Source organism: Halorubrum sp. CBA1229 (assembly GCF_003721435.2).
Taxonomy (GTDB): Archaea; Halobacteriota; Halobacteria; order Halobacteriales; family Haloferacaceae; genus Halorubrum.
This window is the reverse complement of record NZ_CP054585.1, coordinates 281,402-300,719: the sequence shown is the minus strand read 5'-3', so window position 1 is coordinate 300,719 and position 19,318 is coordinate 281,402. Positions and strand designations below refer to the sequence as shown.

General features: G+C 62.2%; 18 protein-coding genes. 7 read left to right on the top strand and 11 right to left on the bottom strand.

Features of this window, described 5'->3' with window-relative positions:
* Positions 1 to 695: 695 nt before the first annotated feature.
* Positions 696 to 2,300 carry an ATP-binding protein gene (locus Hrr1229_RS01450; RefSeq protein ID WP_123114952.1) on the bottom strand — a complete coding sequence of 535 codons (1,605 nt, stop codon included), beginning with the start codon at positions 2,298 to 2,300 and terminating at the stop codon, positions 696 to 698.
* A gap of 246 nt (positions 2,301 to 2,546) precedes the next feature.
* Between Hrr1229_RS01450 and Hrr1229_RS01445 the strand changes: the two genes are divergently transcribed.
* The gene (locus Hrr1229_RS01445) at positions 2,547 to 2,795 is read left to right on the top strand and encodes a hypothetical protein (RefSeq protein ID WP_123114536.1); all 249 of its coding nucleotides are present in this window, start codon (positions 2,547 to 2,549) and stop codon (positions 2,793 to 2,795) included.
* Between the two features lie 66 nt (positions 2,796 to 2,861).
* Here Hrr1229_RS01445 and Hrr1229_RS01440 read toward each other — a convergent pair whose 3' ends face one another.
* Together Hrr1229_RS01440 and Hrr1229_RS01435 are read right to left on the bottom strand one after the other, a co-directional pair.
* A complete protein-coding gene (locus tag Hrr1229_RS01440; protein WP_176329318.1) occupies positions 2,862 to 3,311 on the bottom strand; it encodes a hypothetical protein in 450 nt (149 codons plus the stop codon).
* A gap of 24 nt (positions 3,312 to 3,335) precedes the next feature.
* Positions 3,336 to 3,674 carry a DUF6516 family protein gene (locus Hrr1229_RS01435; protein ID WP_176329317.1) on the bottom strand — a complete coding sequence of 113 codons (339 nt, stop codon included), beginning with the start codon at positions 3,672 to 3,674 and terminating at the stop codon, positions 3,336 to 3,338.
* Positions 3,675 to 3,926: 252 nt separating this feature from the next.
* Between Hrr1229_RS01435 and Hrr1229_RS01430 the strand changes: the two genes are divergently transcribed.
* Both Hrr1229_RS01430 and Hrr1229_RS01425 read left to right on the top strand, forming a co-directional pair.
* Positions 3,927 to 5,183 carry an RNA-guided endonuclease TnpB family protein gene (locus Hrr1229_RS01430; protein ID WP_123114953.1) on the top strand — a complete coding sequence of 419 codons (1,257 nt, stop codon included), beginning with the start codon at positions 3,927 to 3,929 and terminating at the stop codon, positions 5,181 to 5,183.
* A 99-nt stretch (positions 5,184 to 5,282) separates the two neighbouring features.
* Positions 5,283 to 5,780 (top strand): serine hydrolase domain-containing protein, encoded by a 498-nt coding sequence (locus Hrr1229_RS01425; protein ID WP_255212548.1) that lies wholly within the window; start codon positions 5,283 to 5,285, stop codon positions 5,778 to 5,780.
* Positions 5,781 to 6,091: 311 nt separating this feature from the next.
* Here the strand turns inward: Hrr1229_RS01425 and Hrr1229_RS01420 are convergent, their stop codons facing one another.
* From Hrr1229_RS01420 to Hrr1229_RS01405, 4 genes are all read right to left on the bottom strand, one after another.
* Positions 6,092 to 7,348, bottom strand: coding sequence for an RNA-guided endonuclease TnpB family protein (locus Hrr1229_RS01420; RefSeq protein ID WP_123114540.1), 1,257 nt, complete (start codon positions 7,346 to 7,348; stop codon positions 6,092 to 6,094).
* A gap of 294 nt (positions 7,349 to 7,642) precedes the next feature.
* Positions 7,643 to 7,984: a DUF5615 family PIN-like protein gene (locus tag Hrr1229_RS01415; RefSeq protein ID WP_123114541.1), complete on the bottom strand. Its 342-nt coding sequence runs from the start codon at positions 7,982 to 7,984 to the stop codon at positions 7,643 to 7,645.
* On the bottom strand, positions 7,981 to 8,268 hold the full coding sequence (locus Hrr1229_RS01410) for a DUF433 domain-containing protein (RefSeq protein WP_123114542.1): 288 nt from the start codon (positions 8,266 to 8,268) through the stop codon (positions 7,981 to 7,983). The genes Hrr1229_RS01415 and Hrr1229_RS01410 overlap by 4 nt, the downstream gene beginning before the upstream one ends.
* A gap of 57 nt (positions 8,269 to 8,325) precedes the next feature.
* On the bottom strand, positions 8,326 to 9,267 hold the full coding sequence (locus Hrr1229_RS01405; RefSeq protein WP_123114543.1) for a DUF955 domain-containing protein: 942 nt from the start codon (positions 9,265 to 9,267) through the stop codon (positions 8,326 to 8,328).
* A 185-nt stretch (positions 9,268 to 9,452) separates the two neighbouring features.
* On the opposite strand from Hrr1229_RS01405, the gene Hrr1229_RS01400 reads away from it, so the two are divergent.
* Positions 9,453 to 12,974: a hypothetical protein gene (locus Hrr1229_RS01400; protein WP_123114544.1), complete on the top strand. Its 3,522-nt coding sequence runs from the start codon at positions 9,453 to 9,455 to the stop codon at positions 12,972 to 12,974.
* Positions 12,975 to 13,082: 108 nt separating this feature from the next.
* Complete coding sequence (locus tag Hrr1229_RS01395) at positions 13,083 to 13,382, top strand: hypothetical protein (RefSeq protein ID WP_158606085.1); 300 nt, start codon at positions 13,083 to 13,085, stop codon at positions 13,380 to 13,382.
* A 141-nt stretch (positions 13,383 to 13,523) separates the two neighbouring features.
* Here the strand turns inward: Hrr1229_RS01395 and Hrr1229_RS01390 are convergent, their stop codons facing one another.
* The 4 genes from Hrr1229_RS01390 to Hrr1229_RS01375 all read right to left on the bottom strand — a co-directional run bounded on the left by Hrr1229_RS01390 (position 13,524) and on the right by Hrr1229_RS01375 (position 18,500).
* Entirely contained in the window at positions 13,524 to 14,114 is a 591-nt protein-coding gene (locus Hrr1229_RS01390) for an Rrf2 family transcriptional regulator (RefSeq protein WP_123114546.1), read from the bottom strand.
* 263 nt (positions 14,115 to 14,377) lie between these two features.
* Complete coding sequence (locus tag Hrr1229_RS01385; RefSeq protein ID WP_123114547.1) at positions 14,378 to 15,703, bottom strand: hypothetical protein; 1,326 nt, start codon at positions 15,701 to 15,703, stop codon at positions 14,378 to 14,380.
* 188 nt (positions 15,704 to 15,891) lie between these two features.
* Positions 15,892 to 17,190 (bottom strand): RNA-guided endonuclease TnpB family protein, encoded by a 1,299-nt coding sequence (locus Hrr1229_RS01380; protein WP_123114548.1) that lies wholly within the window; start codon positions 17,188 to 17,190, stop codon positions 15,892 to 15,894.
* A gap of 1,061 nt (positions 17,191 to 18,251) precedes the next feature.
* Entirely contained in the window at positions 18,252 to 18,500 is a 249-nt protein-coding gene (locus tag Hrr1229_RS01375) for a UPF0175 family protein (RefSeq protein ID WP_123114549.1), read from the bottom strand.
* Between the two features lie 44 nt (positions 18,501 to 18,544).
* Between Hrr1229_RS01375 and Hrr1229_RS01370 the strand changes: the two genes are divergently transcribed.
* Positions 18,545 to 18,736, top strand: a complete 192-nt coding sequence (locus Hrr1229_RS01370; protein ID WP_255212547.1) for a hypothetical protein — start codon at positions 18,545 to 18,547, stop codon at positions 18,734 to 18,736.
* 180 nt (positions 18,737 to 18,916) lie between these two features.
* Positions 18,917 to 19,318 carry a hypothetical protein gene (locus Hrr1229_RS01365; protein WP_217920701.1) on the top strand — a complete coding sequence of 134 codons (402 nt, stop codon included), beginning with the start codon at positions 18,917 to 18,919 and terminating at the stop codon, positions 19,316 to 19,318.

Sequence of the window (19,318 nt, the reverse complement as noted above, 5' to 3'; positions counted from 1 at the left end):
CTCCGCTGATGCCTGCCAGCGTCCCCGTGGCAAAAATAACACTGGGACGCCGTACACGGTCGAGGATAGGGGTAACGCCGGCTTGGCACCGGCAGCAGTCCACCACATCGACGCTGTGGGACTATCCGTGCCCGAAAGGTGTGGTAGTCCGGTGGTTGGACTGTAAACCTGAAACTCCCACCGCTCGGGATTCCTCCGCGTTCACGCGGAGGAGGATGTCAACGAGCATCCGTATCTCACGGAGCCGCAGACAGTGGAAGCCCTCGATCGGTCACAACCGGCTGTCAACCAAGCTATCCGGCAGCTATGGGATGACGATATCCTGCGTGAAACGACCGGTCAGCAGCGAAACCGCTGGTATGAGGCGGCTGATGTGCTTGCAATCGTCGAACCATACAATTAACAGGTACGCGATAGATCGCGGTCTGCAGGCAACACGCCGCGACGAGCGCGACCGCCGCCCTCACACCGTGGACACTCCTCGTAGGTCCCATTACTGACTCTGTGGGTCCACTCGTCCACAGCGTTCGCAGGCGACGAGCCGCCCCCGTGGTGTGGCATACTGTGCTCGCGCTGTTCGTGGATGCGAACACGACCCCCACGTCGGTTGCTCACGCAGTGCAGTAGGATCGAATACGAACATCACTAGCCGTTTGAACATAGCTCCCACCCGTTGGGAGCCACACAATCCCACGCTAGCTGAGCGTCACTCCCCGTTCGTTGAACACCGGCTGGAACCCCCGCTCGTGAACGGCGGTCACCAACTCGGCGTACGCCGCCCGCACCTCCGGATCCTCAACGAGGTCACGAAACCGACTCTCGAAGCGCCGTCCATGCGCGGGGCGGCGCTTGTCCGACCGATCATGGGCCGCCTCGTGACACAGGGTGAGGAAGAGGTCGTGAGTCCACACCGCGCGTTTCGAGCTCGTCACTGCCGAATCCGTCAACACGATCCGCGTCCGCCCATCCGTCCATGCGTCGGCCGTCGCTTCGCCCCAGTAAATTGTGCGGTCGATTTCGATCGCCTCAGCGAGCGCTCGCGCGAACAAGAGGTACCGCGCCTGCCGCGTCGAGAGGTCGGTGTCTGCCAGCCGACGATACCCCTGCCAGACGCCGGCTTCTTCCGCCCGCGCTGCGACGTCGAACCGCGATGGCAGCGCGACGTCGGTCTCACTATCGCGTGCTGCCGCCGCCAGTCGCTTGGTGGCTGGATCGGTCGTATCGAGGATGATGGCCCCGCGCTCGACGAGCGCATCGCCGCCGTGACTGGCGCCCTCTTGACACGCGATCTGTGGCGCCGCCTGAATTCGTGCGAGACTCACTGGCGTCGCTGTCACCAACTGGAAGAGATCACGATCCCGCCAGCGCTCCCGCAGCGTCTCGTCGCTGACCAGGAGTTCGGCCATCTTGGCGCGTGTCTGGCTGTCGAGCTGGTCATCGTTCACCTGGTCGTATAGGTCGCGACGGGCGGCAGCGATCGTCTCCTGAATTCGGCCCCAGCGGTCACATCCCGATTGAATCGCCGTCCGGCCAAAATTGAGCGTCAGATTCCCCTTTGAGACAACGACGCCCCCCACGCCGACGTCGTGATCCGTGGTGACGAACAGGCCGTTGCTGTACACAGCCAGTCCGTCCTCGGGCGCCTGCTCAAGGGCTAGATACGCGTCCTCGGTCTCACGCGTTACGTGCGCCCGGCTGTCGGCGACCGCTTCGAACGGATGCCCGCGATCCACGGGCGCGCCGTTGACGACCACCGCAACATCCGTCCGAAAGGTGAGATACGCGAACCGCTCGCGGAGCCGCTCGACGATCCGGCGCCACCGGTAGCTCTCGGGATCGGGCACCTCACCCGCGTAATGGTCGATGCTCACGCAGACGCCGTCGAACGCGTGCTCGGTCTCGATGACGACCCCCTCACGGCCAGCCACGTCTGCGAACGGCCCAGTCGTCCGCTGATCCTGATAGTCGAAACACAGCGCGTGCCCGCCGCTCCAGATGCGCACCGCGCCCTTCGCGATGATCGCACCCGTCCCAATCCCCCACTCGCCGAGCGTGGTGTCGTCCGCCCGGGCTTTCGTCCCGGCGCCAAGCACGGAGAGATCCCGCGTTCCCTCGTCACTCCCCAAATCAACGCCCGCCCCGTCATCACAGACGACGGTCTGTTCGGGCGTGACGCTCACCAAGACGCGTGTGGAGCCGGGACTGTCAACCCCATTCTGGACGGCCTCACGAATTGCATCCGTGAGATCCGCCATCTGATCTTCGATTAGATACTGTGCGACCTGATCGGCCGTGGTCATTTCGACCGTCTCGGTACGCCGCGTCTCGATCCCGGACTGATCCGGGGACGATGACTGCTTGGACATGGTGTCCACCCCTTCAGGGCACCCCACAAACCGACACTTGCGACCAAGCAAGCCAGCAGACTCGGCGGCACCAATCTGGTGATAAAACGGTGGTGTTGTTGGAGACTCAAATATATTTCAAATTGTAATAGGTGCAATCTGTGTCAAACCTTCTTAAACGCAGATATCTCAATATATCACATGGTCAAAACTATTCGAGTATCGGAGGAATTCCACGAGTGGCTGACTGCACACAAGGAGGATGACGAAACGATGGAAGAAACGCTGCGTCGCATGACGCGTGGTCCGCACCCGGATGATGTCGCTGGACTCCTGACTGAAGAGGAGGCCGACGCAGCCAAAGAGGCGGTGGCAGATCTGCGCGGACGTGACCGCGACCGTTTGAACGCTGCCCAAGCTGCTTTTGACGCCAACAACAACACCAAGTAAACCACAATATCTCAACCCAGCGGTACGGTGCTGTTGGAATCCTCGCGCTTCAGCGCAGGGAGGATGTCAAGGTGCACCGGCTGCCGTGTCGCCAGCCTCTGGATCGAAGGGGAGGTCGATGAGGAGTTCGTCGAACCAGACGACCGGGCGCTTACTCTGGCCGTCTTCCTCGAAGAAGATGATGCCCAGCTGGGCGAGGCGGGTGAGTTCCTCGTGGACGTTCTTCACGTCCCGGTCAACGACCCGTGCGGTCTCGTTGATGCTGGCTGGCGCTTCCCGGCGGATGGCTTCGATGAGATCGAGGACGCGCGGCGTCAGCGTCTCCATCAGATCGTCGTAGCTGGTGAATGAGAGCGTCGGCGTGGAATCCACCGCGTCGCCTCGTTCAAGCGCCTCGATCCCGTCGGCGACACCGTCGTGGAACTCACTGGACGACTTCACGGTCACGACGAGGGTTGATTCGGCCCGAAGCTGTTCGCGCTCCATCGGATGCAGCGGCGGCGTGGTATCGTTCATGGGTATCACCGTGGTGTGATGGCCTCACGTGACCTCGAACTCGGATTTCGGAATCTCGCTCCAGAACCGTTCCCAGAGTTCGACCATCCCGGGGAACGTGATGCTGTCTGGGTCGGGATCCGGTGCAACGTGCAGTTCGTGCCCTTTTGTGTCCTCGTGCGAGTTGTCGTACCGACGAATCGTCCCATCGTCAAGCGTGCGGGGCGGGTCCGGCTCCGTCGCGCCGTAGTGGAGCTTGTAGGCCCACCCAGACGGGTACGCGTCACGGTCCGTCCGCATGCAAAACACGCGGACGACGGTCCCGTCAGGGTACTTTCGCCCCTCACTCACGCCATCGAGATCGTCGTCGGTCAGTGAGGCCATCCTCATCTATTGGTATGCAGACCAATAGCATAAGTCTATTGGTTTGAAGAACAATAGCAGTCGTCGCACTCCCAATATTCAGATGATAGGGTTACGAGCGCATACCTCCGTCTTCAGGCGGAGGTCAAGTGGACGAGCTCCTGAAAAGCCACGGGCGATGGCGAGAGCGGATTTCCGATAGTTGGAGGAGTACTTTCACTCCGGATGGCTGACCCTTATTGTGCCATCAGTTATTATATCCGGTACAGTCTGATGCCTGCTGTGACAAAAACGCTGGAACTCCAGCTTGTCGATCCAACCACCAATAAGCGGCGGAAACTTCGAGAGACGCGAGTGGCCTATCAGCAGGCACTTCAGGCCGCGTTCGACGCACACTGTCCGACCCAGTCAGCTGCCAACGACGTTGTCGTCGAGTACGATTTAAGCGGCTATGCGAAAAACGCGCTCAAACAGTTCGTCCCGCAACTCCACACCAGCTACGACGCCGACGAGATCTCCGAGGACCACTCGGTGAAGTTCACCAACGAAGGTATCCGCCTCGATCACAAGCCACAGAACGCCATCGAGTGGTACGTCAAAATCCCGCACCACGAGGATTACAGCCTCTGGATTCCGGTACGCGCCAATCCCGACCAGCGGGAGTGGCTCGAAGCGTTGCACGCAGACGATGCGACGATGGGTGAGAGTCGGCTGTTCGAGCGGGACGGAACGTGGTATCTTCACGTCACCGCCACTCGAGAGGTAGAAAAACACTCCGCAGTGTCCGCCGACGAGCGGACGCCGATTGGTGTGGATATTGGAGAAGCGAGTCTTGTCACGGTGTGTCACCGCGACAAGCGTGGTTCTCCTGTTCGCCCCGAACTGTGGGCTGACGACGGCAAGGCCGTTCGTCGGCTCCGCAAAACCTACTTCACTGCCAAGCAGCGGCTGCAGAAACGAGGCAGTGAGCGCATCGCAGCATCCTACGGTGATACAGTATGGAACCAGATTGACGATGTGTTTCACCGCGTGACCCGCGAGGTCGTTGAGTACGCTGAGTCCGTCGAGAACCCAGTACTGGTGCTGGAAGACTTGACGGACATCCGCGAGAACATGGACTACGGCGAATACATGAACCGGCGGTTACACGGGTGGGGGTTTGCCAAACTCCACGCACAGATTCGCTACAAAGCCGCCGAGCAGGGGATTCCCGTCGAGACGGTGAATCCTCGAAACACGTCGAAGGCGTGTCACGCGTGCGGTGAACACGGCTCCCGGCCACGACAGGCGATGTTTCGCTGCTCGACCGACGACTGTTGGGTCGGTGAGTATCAAGCCGACGTGAACGGGGCGATAAATATTGCAGACCGCTACCGTAGTGGAGAGAGTCACCGCCAAAGCGATCGGAACTCCCGGCAGAAGGCTGGTGCCGATGACTCGACTACGGATGGGGCCTCGTTGACCGGGCCACAAGACAGCCACGCCGATGCTGACACCCAGCAAAGGAGGCGTGGAACGCATGCGTCTTGAAACCAACAGGCCGCTTCGTTCGGCCTGAAATCCCGTGGTGGGATTCCTCCGCGTTCACGCGGAGGAGGAGGTCAAGTCGCCACTCTATCCGGCTTCGAAATGTACGACCGGTGTCGCGATCCCGGTGAAGGCCTCGGAATCCCAGCCGCCGAGTCAGCAGCGGCGTTCAACGACGAAGCCGTCCGCCGCGCGGTGATCCCGGCCGCAAACGGGATTAGCACGGCACGTGAGATGGCACGATTTTACGCCTGTATGGCGAACGGTGGCGCCTTCAACGGGACACGACTGCTTGACGCAGAGACCGTCGCCCACACAACCCAGACCCATGCAGAGACCGAGTCGGACGGAACGCTCTCGCGACCGGCCCGATACGGCCTTGGCTTTTGGACCGGTGGGCTCGCGAACGATATGTTTGGCTCGATGAGTCGCGAGCGGATGTTCGGCCATGCAGGACTGGGGAGCATTTTCGGGTGGGGTGATCCAGAGCGAAATGTCGGCTTTGCGTACGTCACCAACGGCATTCGCGAAGAATCCTGGGAGCATGCTGCCCGCGTGAGTGGGCTGTCGGACGCGGTGCGGTTGGCACTGTGTGAGTGACTAGGCCAGCTGTTCCAGTCGGGACACTCGGAGCGGCCGGAGATGAAACCCAGCTGTAGTCGCCGGCAACGCTGAAACAGGGAGACTAGCGACGGTCTCGCGACCCCGCCGCGTCGCTGGCATCGTCTTGGATATCAAGTATCTCTTGAGCAACATCGGCCACATGTTGCTGATGTGCCGCCGAGGTTGCCTCGTGTTGGGCGGCAGTGAGTTGACCGTTGACTACCGCGTTCTGTTGTGGCCCCCACACCTCGGGTGGCTCTGACTGAATGTACGATACCCAGCGTGTCAACTACCCCACCCTACTTCGCTCAGTCTACCGACTTCGCTCGTTGAGGGAGGGGCTTGTCCGTGAGCTCGGCCTCGAACCCGTCCGGGTGGGCGGTGAATCCGCCACTCGGCGTCACCGTTCCAGACTTCAGGGCGAGCTGACTGTTGCCCGTCCGCCGAGACGACTGTTGGCCTCGACGGACATACCGCATCCCGATATTCTTCGCCGCATTGTAATCCGCATTCGCTTCCGACTCACACTTCTGACAAGAGAACTCGGTGCGGGCCGGACGGTTCTCGTCTGCTGTGAATCCACACTCGGCGCATCGTTGCGACGTGTACGCCGACCCCACTTGCTTCACCGTGATACCTTCAGCTTCGGCTTTGTATTCCACTTGTTCATAGAGCGTTCGGAACGCCCACTTGTGCCCCCACGACGCTCCCGTGCGGTCGCGGATGTCAGTTAAGTCCTCGAACGCGATCACGTCGCACTCGTACCGGAGCGCTTCCGCGACTATGGCGTTCGACGCTTTGTGTAGCACGTCGCGGATGTAGCGAAGTTCTCGCCTACTCGACTGTTCGAGCGTTCGGTGGGCGCTTCGCGTCCCGGTCTGTTGGAGTCCGGCGCGCACCTTCTCGAACTCTCGGAGGTTGTGAGTAAGCTCTCGCCCGCTGACAAAGGAGGCAGTGCTGGTGACAGCAAGGTTTTCGATACCGAGGTCAACCCCGAGGACCGTTCCGTCCTCGGCGGTGTTCCGCTCCATATCGGTCTTTGGTCGGCGGAAGCCGAGATGTAAAAAGTAGTCACCGTTACGGGCGGTGAGTGTACTTTCCGTGACGCTCCATGTGTCCGAGTCAAGATACTGCCGTTGATAGCCATCGTCGGCATCAGGCAGAGCAAGTTCACATCGGACCCGACTCTCCGTGGTGGAGAGCGACACCGTCTCGTCATCGAACAGCGTCAGCGTCCGCGTGTCGTACGTCACCGTCGGAGCGGTGAAGGTGGGCTTGCTGACGTTCTTCCCTTTCGAGCGGCGTTCGAGACAGCCGGTGATGGCTTGGGCTGCTTGGTGGGTGGCGAGAACCGCGTGTTGACTCCCGAGGTCGGTATGTTCTCGCACGTCGTCGTAAGCGAGGGGCTGTACGTCGCTTTTCGCGTTGCATTTGCCCCACGCCATGTCCGTGGCGAGTTGGCATCCACGCTTCCACTCAGAGATAGTCTCTTCGAGCAGGTCGCGTTGCTCGTCTGTGACTTCGAGACGAGTAATTGCCGTCCGACGCACGTAGTCGTCCGCCACACGTTCAGTGTGACTAGAAGGCTACTTATAAATAATGTTTGTAACTGACACGAACGCGCTCCTCCCCTCCCTACTTGCTCCCTCCGGTCGCTCCTTGAGGAAGGGGACTCCGCGCTACCGATTTAGTTGATCGCCGCGATGCGGTGCTCACAATTGCGCTCGTGTTTCGCATCGAGCTGATCAGGCATCTCTGAGTCGTTCATATTCGGCGTCGACATCGAGTCGATGTACCCACGTCACGTGCCGCGACACACTAAGCGTTACCTCAAAGAGGGTGTAGGATGGACTGCGTTCTCAGATCCACTCATCAACATAGACTACACCAGTGACTTCATCGTGAGGATACTGTTTCGACATCCGATGAACCGCATCAGCAATCTTTCTGGATGGTATCGTCACGTCGTTTACGTACAGCACTGCTCGATATGCTGAGCTATCTAATTCCAGAACAAAATCGTCGTCGTAAGTGAGGATCAGCCGGTCGTCTGAGTTCGAATACTGGCCGAGTTCTTTGTCGGTTGAACCTTTTCCAAAGGTGCTCAGATCAGAAACATGTTCGGCATCATGTCCATAATTTCGAAGTTTGTGGACAATCCGATATTCAATGTTCTCATCGAGAAGGAGTCGATAGCTCATTCCTCAGGCGTCACGGAAGACTGTCGTGCTGCTTCTGTAGCGGCGCGGGTGTGACGGGCCTCAACTCGCTGCATCTCTTCGGGGTTCCGATGGTAGTACGCAAGCGCTTCGTACACCTCACCAACGTCGAGTCCATGGCGATCTGCGACCCGATCGGGACGCTGACCCGCCTTCTCAACGACAGCGTGGAGCTGTCGAACCGTCACCCGACTCCTTTCGAGATGGGGCTCGTCGTGGATGCTCGACTCGTCTGCGGAGACGATCCGGTACGTCGTCACTGCCATGCGAGATCGTAGGTGTGCCGACAATAAAAAGGCGGGCCTGAACTCCCCAAACACCGTCTACTCATGATCAATCGGGTCGCGCTGTGCAGCGATCCCGTCGATCAATGTCGTACTTGTCGTTCGAATCCGCTCACACCGCCTGAGAAGCCGATCTGCGTCGTCTTCGCTCCACGCGGCAAGATACAGCGCCGATCCATCCATCTCCACCCCGAAATGGTGGCCGACGACGTACGCGACTGCTTCCGCTTCCAGTTCGCGCGCCTCGCGATCGGCGGTATCCGCTGGGTCATGCAACAGCGCGTGGGCGTACTCATGGAGGAGTGTGCCCGCGACGGCTGCAGGATCTGCCTCCTGCACCTGAATGTGGGGCGTGTCGTCGACGTGGCGACAGACGCCGTCGGCGTCGCCGTGCGACCACGCATTAGTACGCACCACGTCGACGGTCACACCGAGCTCGTCGGCCGCCGCGAGCAGTCCAGCTAACAGCTCATCAGCCTCACCCGTCGCGTCCGTCTCCAGTTCGGGCAGCGGCTCGCCCTCCGTTTGCGAGATGTCGAAGACGGGAACCGGTTTGAACCCGACCACGCCCTCACGCCACTCGTCGGGTGGCGTCTCATCGTACGCGCAGTCGCTGTCGTCGTGGTACGAGGGACTGTTTCCACAGTCGGGACACTGCGGTGAGATGAGCGGTGCCCAGATCCAGATCGCCGATTCGCCGTCCTGCACCTGCCGATCGAACTCGTCTTGCCACGTCCGGTACCCCGCTACCTTCGTCGCCTCAGGGCACTGCAAGGTGATGAGCAGCGTGTTTCGGTGCGAGTAGTCATGGAATCGGCTCTGGACGTCGAGCCACCGCTGGAACTGCTCGCTGGCACGCGCCTCGTCGACGGCGTCGACGAGCTCGCTGAGCCACTGATCAATCGCCTGATCCATCTGGTCGGCGCGGGCGTCAGCGTCACCAAACGTGACGCGCCCGCTCGGAGAGTGGGATTCGGCCATGTGCGCTCCCACCCCTCGGGAGCGCCACAAACTGGCAGACGCACACACCCGGACCCCCGTCCGCACAGACTTGTGGAAGCCAGCCTGGAACCGCCATCACCCCGCACACTGGCCACCACACAGCTTTGATTCAGGTTGTGTGCGCCGTAACTTTCTTACTGACACATGTGAACACAAAACACACTATGGGGCGCACTGCTGAATCCCCACCTGCTGAGTCCACAGATCACACCCACCTTCGGATTCGGCCGACAGACACCCCCCTGACAGCCGCGACCGTCGAGCAGGGGTTTCGACGCCTCCACGGGCTCACCACTCACACCACAGCCAACTGGCGGGATCGCCTCCTTGGATCCGCGACACAGCCAACGATCGAGTGGCGACTCCACAGTCCGAGCGAGACCACTGGGACGCTCGAGCTGTACGTCGACGTCACGCAGGCGCCGACTGAGACGCTTCGTGAGGCAGTGCGGACGGCCTGTCCGAACGAGTACGAACTCACGCCAGCGACACCGCCTGCAGTCCCCGAACTCGATGGCGAGGGTGAGCCCACGGATGCGGCCGTCGCCGCCGTCGAGTGGGTGGGTGACGCGGAGCGTCGCGACGACTGGCAGACCCGCCTGACGCCGCTCGACGCGTTTACGGACAGCGATGACGCCCGCCTCCCGCTGGCCGCGATCGCAGAAACGCTCGCCGAGACCCCTACGGCAGCCACCTATCAAGCAGTGTGTCGGCCGTTTCGCGACTACCGAGGGGATGTTCGCCACCGCCGCCAACAGCTGGAGGACGGCCGGGATACGCCAGCGAGCCGCGTGCTCGATGATGTTGTTGGCGACATCGAAGGGGAGACGACGACCACGAGCGCGACCGCCGATCCGGCCGCTGGGCGCATCGACGCGCTGGCCGACACCGACCCGCAACACGCCTTCGTTGTGAACGCCCGGTGTCTCCTGTGGGGTGACGACGCGCCCGCGATCGCCGAGCGGCTTGCCGGCACGCTTACCGACCTCTCTGGCCGCTACTACACAATTGCGGCCCACGTTGAGACAGAGGATCCGGAGCCGGTAGCAACGGCGATCCGCGAGCGAACGGTCCACGAGCCCGCCTATGACACGCTCACCACCAAACTCCCGTGGACACAGAATCGCAGCCGCGGGATTATCGCTGATGCGGCGAGTGCGCCCGCATTTGGCCTCGTTGATGGGACGGCGCTCACCGCAAGCGGGAGTCGTGCTGTGGCGCCGCCCACAGCCGACCGGACTGCCCTTCCACCACCACCCGATGACCAGCTCGCCCGGTATCAGACGCCCGGGCTCACACTCGGACAGCCGCTCGATCAGGATGGTGAGCCCGTCGCCGACCCGATTGCGGTCCCTCCGGACCTCCAGTCGCTGCACGTGGCGTGGTTCGGCAAAACGGGCTCGGGCAAATCAACGAGTCTGATCACGGGGCTGCTCGCGAATCACGCGGCCACGGACGGCGCCGAGATTCTTATCACGCCGAAAGGCGACGCGATGGCCGAGGCCTACGTGCGGGCCCATTATGCCGAGTACGGCTCGCTCGACGACGTCTACTACTTCGACTGTGCCGAGACACTCCCAGCGCTCTCTTTCTTTGATATTCGCCCGCAGCTCGCGGCCGGGATTGACCGGGCAACCGCCGTCGAAGATATCACCGACCATTATATCGAGATTCTGGCCGGGATCATGGGCGACGAGCGGTTCTACCAAGCCGTGCGCTCGCCCGACATCATCCGCCAGCTGGTGAAAGCGCTGTTCGATCCCGTCCACGGCAGCGACGCGTTCGCGCATCGCGAGCTCCAACAGGCGGCCGCCCGCTTTCATGAAACGGGTGAACCCCCAGCTGTCGTGGATGATGAGCTCCAATCGATGCTGTACAACGTCGCCGCCAACAGCCAACAGTCGTTTGACGAGCTCCTGCAGGGCGTCCACAACCGCATCGAGAAGATCCCACTCGACGAACGCGTCGGCCAGCTCTTTGATCACGTCCCCCAGGCGGGCGATCCCCACTTCGATCTGCGCGCGGTGATCGACGAGGATGCGGTCGTCATCATCGATACGGGGGCGCTACGCACGGCGAGCCAGCAGGCGCTCACCCGGACGATGCTCTCGAAGCTGTGGACCGCCCTCCAGCGGCGCGCCCAGACCACCGGGTCGGACGACCGCCGCCTCGTCAATCTGTATCTCGAGGAGGCGGCCCAGCTTGTCACCTCGGGGGTCATCGACGAGCTGCTCGCGCAGGGCCGCTCATTTGGCTGTAGTGTCACCCTGGCCACGCAGTTCCCCGGCCAGCTGCGGGTGCGGGATGAGGCGGCGTACGTGGAGCTCCTCAACAACGTCGCCACCGTCGTCACCGGGAGCGTCCCGGTGGATGCGCCGCTGACCAAACGGCTCGCAACCGCCGATCAGGATCCCGCGGCGATCGGGAATCGGCTGCGCGCGCTCGGCCGCGGCGAGTGGCTGGTGCGGCTCCCGGCGCCGTTCAGTGAGACGCCACCGGCCCCGTTTCTGCTCGCGAGCGCGCCGCTCCCACGGGGGCATCCAGACAGCGAGGGGTTCCGGCCGGCCCGCGAGACCGCGGCTGCCGCTCGGATCGATGCGTGTCGCGACCGCACCCGGGAGCAGTACGGGCTTGATGTCCGCTCCACCCAAGCGACGACCGGCCCGAGCGACGCTGAGTCGGACGGCGACTCATCCGACGCCGACACGGCCGCCCCGGCACGCATCGATTCGGCGCTGCCGTACACCCAGCGGCTCCCCGACCCCGTGGTGTACGACGACCAGCGCCACGCACTCGGCTGTACGGGGTGTGAGACGTGGTATGATCCCACGCCAGACGGATTGCGGGCGGCCATCACCTGTTGTCACGATGCCGATGCGGTTGACCGCGACGACTGTCCGATCTGTGCGTTGCCGCTGAAGCTGTCATACGCCGAACGCCAGGAAAGCCCCGTGAGCGACGCTGGCCTCCGCTTTCTGCAGGCCGTCTACTCCGCCCACCAAGGCCAGTACGACCCGGACCTTGAGTACGACATCACCCGCGACAGCATGCGTCGGCTCGCCGAGTACGTGGGGATCGACGTCGACGAAATCGAGGAACTGCGGGAGGCGGGCCTCCTCACCCGTGATTGTCGCTACCCACACACGCTGTACACGGTCACCCCAGACGGCCGGGATGCGATCGGCGTGCGCCACCGGGAGGGGGTTGCCCACGGCGCTGGAAAAGGCGATCTGAGCGAGTCGAGTCTACACGTGGCGATGGTGGAGGTGGGCACAGCGCTGCTCGAGGCTGAGTACGTCGCCGATCCGGACTCCGCGGCGGTTCGGGTCGAACAGTACTATGCGGTGGCCGAGGGCCGGCTCGATGCGGCGGCCGTCGACGAGACGGGCGACGTTGTGGCCGCGCTTGAGGCCGAACGCATCAACCACGACGTCACCCGGGCCGTCCCCGAGGATTACGACAAGCTGGCCGCCCAAGCGCCAGCAGCAGCCATCTGGATCGTCAAAAATCGGGCCGCCGCCCACGAGGTTGTTGAGGCGCTTAACACACCCCCAGACGGCGAGCCACGCGTGCAGAAATCCTACGGCGAACAGACGCGCCCCGCCGCGTTCACCATCAACCAACCCGGCCTCACCGATGTCCACACGTTCCAGTCTGTGCGGGATACGTATCTGGACGATGCCTGACGGTTGTCCATCTGGATTCAGGTCGTTGTGGGTATCGCCGTCCCTCTCGAGATGGACGCTCCCTTAGGGTGGGTTGCTGCCAGCGTTTAGTCGTGCGTATGAGTTTGTATGATAGGCGACTCGCCACAGTTTGAGGACGGCACGCGTAACCAACGCGACAGGAGACTGCTCGATACACGACTCTACAACATCGGCAGGCGCCGAACTCGCATCAGGGGGCGGGTGGTAGTGCGCTGTGCCAGCAACGTGGATATAATCTCCGTCATGTGGATGGTTCCCCCAGCGAAAATCTACGTCTGCGGTATCCGTATAGTGGAATTTGTAGTCGTTGTGTGTCGTCCACTGAACGTCGATCCGGGCCTCGTCGGCCTCACAGAGGCCATCTGCGAGCGTCACCTCGAGTACTGAGGGGTTGAGATAGTCGTCAAGACTGGGTGTCGCAAGCGGCTCCATCCGCTCAATCACATCTCGGATGGTGAGCAGCGCAGGGCGATCTGTCGCGCCACGAAGGAGATGTGCTTCTGTGTGTGTCGATGGCTCCGACATCGCTCACGCAGGAAGGCTCTCATCCGTGGTGCGACGGTCGTCGTCGACGAACTGCTCGGCGTGACCGACTGCGAGGGCCGCGTTGGCGAACGCAAGGTTCCGGCGGAGGGTTTGCCAGTCACGGAGCGTCTCTGGGTCGATCTCCTGTTGTGGGGCCCTGGACTCCGAGAGCGTCTGATTCGTCTCTGAGACGGTCAGTTCTTCGGGGGAGTCAACGCCGTACGTGGACTGATACGCAGCCAGTTGCTCGCGTAACTCCCCAATTCGTGTCACCAGTTCATCGGTCGAGACCTGTGCGAGGATATCAGCGGCCTGCTCGACAACAAGCGATTTCGATGACCGCTGATACAGCGTCGCTCCGTGCTCGCCAGGTGTCGTCTCGACGAATCCCTCATCAGCGAGTGTGTTCAAGTGTTTGCGAGCCGTCTTCGGAGCCGTGCGTGCATCGTCGGCGACGGCAGCAACTGAGACGGGCGTGTACGTATGCGCAATCACGTGTCGAATGCGCTCGTAGGGGGTTGTGTCCGCTTCCCACTCCTCGCCGACGGCCTCATTAACGTCGGCAAACGTCTCGGGCGGGTCGTCAGCGCTCATATCCGAACACACGATGTAGAGTAATATAGTCCTTCGGATCAGTCCCATTTGACTTCAAAAGGGTGTAGACGGGAGGCGCTGCCAGTCGTGATAGAAGCAGAATTGTGAGGGGTTCGTCCGCGGCCAGCTAACCGACTCTTCGAGTGAAGACGCGGCTCGCGCGCTGTTCGGTGACGTCGAAAAAACAGACAAGATCAGGGTTGTCGAAGTTCTTACCCGCCCACTCGGACGGAACCGACCGGAACCGCGCTACGGACGGACTGTCACCACAGTGGCCACCAGCTCGCTGCTGACTCCTCACGTGCCGCCTCGAGCGCTTGTCGCCGTTCACGCTCGTCATGCAGTTCCTCTCGCAGGCGTTCGTTCTCTGCTAACAGTGACTCCACCTGCTCCGTGAGCTCCTCAATACGAGCACGCCGTGCCTGGACACGCTGCGGGTGGGCGGCTGGCAGATCGGGATCCCCAGCCAGGGCTGTGCTCGCTGTGCCGTCACCGTCCGAATCGAGAGATGCGGTGGCTGGTGCTGACATCGCGTCGTGTGTGGCGGCGTCGGCTGTGGCTGTCGCCTCCCCAGCAGCGGCGTTGGTGTCTGCGGGGGCCGACTCCGCCGGGGAGCCATCCCCAGTCGATGCCGTGGTCGCCTCGGGCGGGGTGTACCCCTCGTCGGTGTGGGCGATCGCGCGCTCGACGGTCTTTGCGCCGTAGGTGCTTCCGTCGGCGTAGTGGACGTCATCCCACTTGTCACGCATGAGTCCCGAGCGGCGAAACAGCCGATCCACACGCTGGGGGTCACCATCCGTCCAAAAGGCGAGCAGGCGACACAGCGCCAGATCCGCTTCTGAGTGGCTCTCGTAGCCGCTCGTGGTGCCGTTCCACAGCCGCGTGAACTTCTCGCCGTTCGCGGCGGTTTGGGCCCGCTCGAGAAGCTCCTCGTCCGACACGGCCGCGGCATCGGGAGCGGTGGCGTCTGGGGGTGCTGAGGGCTGGTCGCTCGTCGCGCCCTCTGAATCAGCCGGTGTCGTCTCTGCGTTTGGTTTCGACCCCGAATGTGCGTCCAGCAGTTCGGTGTCGTGGACCGTCTCAATAGCGTCAGTTCGCTCGTGGACGTCAGGCGGCGTGTCAGCGACGTGGTCGCCGGTCACCGTAAAAAAGCGCGAGCGGTCGTACAACTCGAGGTTGCCGGCCCGGTTTCGGCCATCTGGAAGCGTCCCGGCAATCAGAATATGATATCCCGTCCCCGAGGGGCTCACCTCCGTATACGAGTCGAGCTGATCGATGATGGTCTCGGCCCAGTCGGTGGGCTTGCCCGTCTCGGGATCCCGACAGTCATCCAGATCGATCCCGATCAGCGGATCGTCGGCGGTGAACACAAAGCCGACTCCAGCCATCCCTGTTGCGGACACCGCCTCGCGCGCCGTCTGAAAGCGTCGCCACGTGTCCGGGTCGGTCGTCGACGCAAACTGGGTTGTCTCGGGGACAATCGGGACCTTGGTGGGGGTTCCGTTCCGTTCGTGGGTGCGCCAACACACCCACTGGTCACGGTCGGTGAGCGCCGCCGGGAGGGCGTCAGCCGTGGGTACCTCGCCCATCGCTGATCGTGTGGCCTGATCACACAGCACACGCAAATAAGTATCGCTGCCAGCAGCGCACGGAGGCTCACACGGACGGACGTCGGCTGGTGGGATGCCATCGAGCGCGCCTTGGGCGGCAGGCCACCGATCTGGTTTGACTTCCTCCCACGGCTGAAGCCGTGGGATTCCTCCGGTGGGGATGTTGGCTATTCCGCACCCACGGAGGCAAGTTTCCCGTCGCCGGTACTCTGGTTTGTGCGCTTCTCGTTGGGACTTGCCCTCTCGGGAGAGTGTGGTATCTCCGACCAGTTGTGGTCGTCCCACTTGAGACGCACGGGCCGAGCCATCGACCCAACGGGTTCGCCAGCCTGTCGTTCGAGGAACGTGCGAGACGCGCACAGATCGGCGTGACCTTCGTGACCGCACGGACACCGGAACACGTCGCCGTCGCGGTCGGTATCGTCCTGCTCGCCACACGCCGGGCAGGTTCGGGTTGTGTCGGCTTCTGACCGTACCTCGACGGTGATACCGTATTCCTCGGCGGTGTGCGACAGCCGCTTGATGAACGCCCGGAACGCCCAGAATTGGTGAGTCTTTGCGTTCACATCGGCACACCAATGCGTCGAAAGAACGTCCGTGAGGTCGCCCACATACACCGTGGCGACTCCTTCGGCGTAGAGCCGTTCCATCAGGTCTCGAACCAGCGCGTCCTGTGCATGGTCGCGCCGTCGCGTCCGTGTGCGATACAGCCGCCGAATCCGCTGACTGCTGTTCCGCCCCTCGCGGAGTTTGGACTGGAGACGGGCGATTTCCGCGGTCGTCTCGCGGAAGCGGTCGAACAGGTCGCGCCCTTCGTAGAGGTACTGCTGGCCGGTCGTGGTGGTACAGGCGACGAGATTGTTCGCGCCTACGTCCAGCGCGGCTTCTTCCGAAGCCAATAGTGAATCCTGTCGAGAATTGGGTATAGTGACAGGCTGGAAAGCCCTGAACGTGTCGTCTGTCTCATCGTACTGTATCTCCAAGCGGCCCTGTTCGCCGTCCCATTTGGGAGCGCCACACACTTCGAGGCGCAGGCGGTCGTGATAGCCCAAACCATACTCGTCTTTCAGGGCGTGGCCGACTGGTATCTCAACTCGTGACCGTTCGCCAGTTTCCAGCGTGTATTGGTCGTTACGGATGTACGTGCGTAGCTCGCGGCCATCATCCTCGTTGCCCCAGTAGCCCGGCGGGGCAGTATCCTCGCCGTTCTGGTGGACGGCGAAAAACGACTGCCACGCTGACTTGTTCTTCCGAATGATTTGCTGTGCGGTGGCAGAGCCGAGAACATCGACGTACTGTTTCCGGTAGTCGTCGGTATCCCACACTGATTCGCCGTCAAAAAATTGCTGGCGGCGCTCGTAGTTCAACTCGTTCCACAGACTCGCAGAGGCGTCCAACAGGTCCAACAGAAGCTGCTTATCATCATCTGACAGCGGGCGTACTGCGAACGTGTTGGTTCGCCTCACGACAACAGATGTTTGTGGCTATCTGTCAAAATGTCTTTTGGACACAGATGCGCCCGAACATCGACATCTCACACACCCTTAATGGTCGAGTGAAAGACTACGCCAAACAGCAGGATATGGCTCTTGATGAAGCCTACCGAGAGATTATTAAAACAGGTCTCGAAGCGGTGGAACATCCAAACGAGTCGTAGCGCGTGGTTTGCTACGGTGTGCTGTCGCTCGGACCCACCCCTGAAGGGGTGGGCTTCCGCTCGCTACGTGTCACCGCTCCGCAGTGAATGGTCCCGCAGCATGGGCGCTCGCCCGCGAACATCGCGGCTCCCCAGGGGCTGGGTCCTCCGCAATCACCCTGGGTGCAACGGGTGCAACTGTTCGCGCGAGATGGTCGTTGTCATCCCCTCGCACCCGATCGCAGGGTGGCCCCACGCACACGCGGCGCCAGCGACTCACAAACTGCCGGACAGCGGCCGGGTGGCGCGCCTGCAGGCGCCGGTCGGGCCAGCGCGTTGCGTGCGTGACCCCCTCACGATATCTCAGATCGCCGAAAGGCGAGATCGCCGTCACCACCCCCATGGTCGCGGGGGTGATCCGGGAGTACGGCGATCGCCTATCAGCTCTCGGACAGCGGTATTCGTGGTCGTGTGCGCAGTGGCTCGCTATCGCGCTCAGTGACGGCCGCCGCGCTGGTGCGGCGTCAGGCTGTGGTGCGACCGCTCTCGGTGGCTCCCGTACCTGTGTGTGGCGTTGTGCTGTGTGGGAAGCGACGGCCGCGCGTCTCGCTTTCAGCTAGTTCACCGATTGGGGATTGCGGCGGGGAGCTCCCTGCAACCGACCCCCGCTCGCAGCTCGACGGCGCTTGTTCAAAGCCTTCGCTGGGGGCGAGACGGTTCTCACTGAGCTGTCGCCACCCACGAGGCTTGCAGCGCGCCCGCTGCCCGGCGACGACGGCGATGGGGGTTACGACGTGCTCTTCGCGGGCCGGCTGATAGAGCACAAGAACGTCGACGTGCTCTTGGAGGCGTTCGACGCGGTCGCCGCCGACCACAACGCCACGCTCGGGGTCATTCCTGCGCGTACTCAACGTCGAGTGCGAAGTCCGCCTCCGTGTAGTGGCGCTGGATCTTGCGGTCATCGAGCAGCCGGTGGAACGCCGCCTTCGAGAGACCGGCTAGCTCTCGTGCCTTCCCGAACGAGAGATATCCTTCCCGGTACAGTGACACTGCGAGCTCCTGCCGGACGATCGGTTCTCGATCCTCCGGCGGTGCCGCAATCGCATCTAGCACGTCGGATGGGAGATCGATACTACTCATACAAACTGATTCGGCATCATGCTACTTAGTAGCGCCGTTTGGGTATGTATCCGTCCAGTTTCGCTGACGCCGGCTTCCTCGTCGAGTCCACGGTCGACGCGCTCACGGAGCGGATCGACGCCGCGCTGGGTGGTGCCCGCCCACCGACATCGCCCGTCGCCAACGCCCGGCAATACGACTGGGACGCAATTGCCGAGCAAGCAGAAACAGCCTATCGAGACGGTGAATCCGCGTAAGAGTGCTCAGTCTTAACCAACACCGGCCGCCAGTCGCCCGCGTTGTTGGTTAACACCGCCGTTTCACAAGTCAGTCTGGTAACCATTTTGTCAGCGCTGGACAAATTTTATTATTGAGAGTCACAATAGAAGTCATGTCCCACGATACCACACCACAATCAACGTTCGCCCCCTCCACTCATGGACACCCGTGCCCCGCCGTCACGTCCCGTCCGTGTCTCGGTCCGCGCGGCCTGTCGCCGCGTCGCAGTCGGCGGTCTGGTCCTCCTGCTGGTTGCCGTCGAGCCAGCGGCCGCCCAAGACAGCGCCGTCTGTGAGGTCGATCGCCTGCCAGGCATGATCTCTGGGTTCTTCCAGCTGACCACCGCGGTCGGGCTGCTCGGCTTGGTGATTGTGTGGCAGGCCGACTCGTTGATCGAGCTGTTCACGTTTCGGCCCGAACAGCGGGAGGGGCTCAAACGCCACAAGCGGACCGCGCTGCGGTCGACGGTGATTTTGGTCGTGCTCGGGCCGCTGTATACGGTTGCCGGTAGCGTGATGAACCTCCCGCTCGCGGAGTGTGTGGAGTTGACTCCGTGGTGA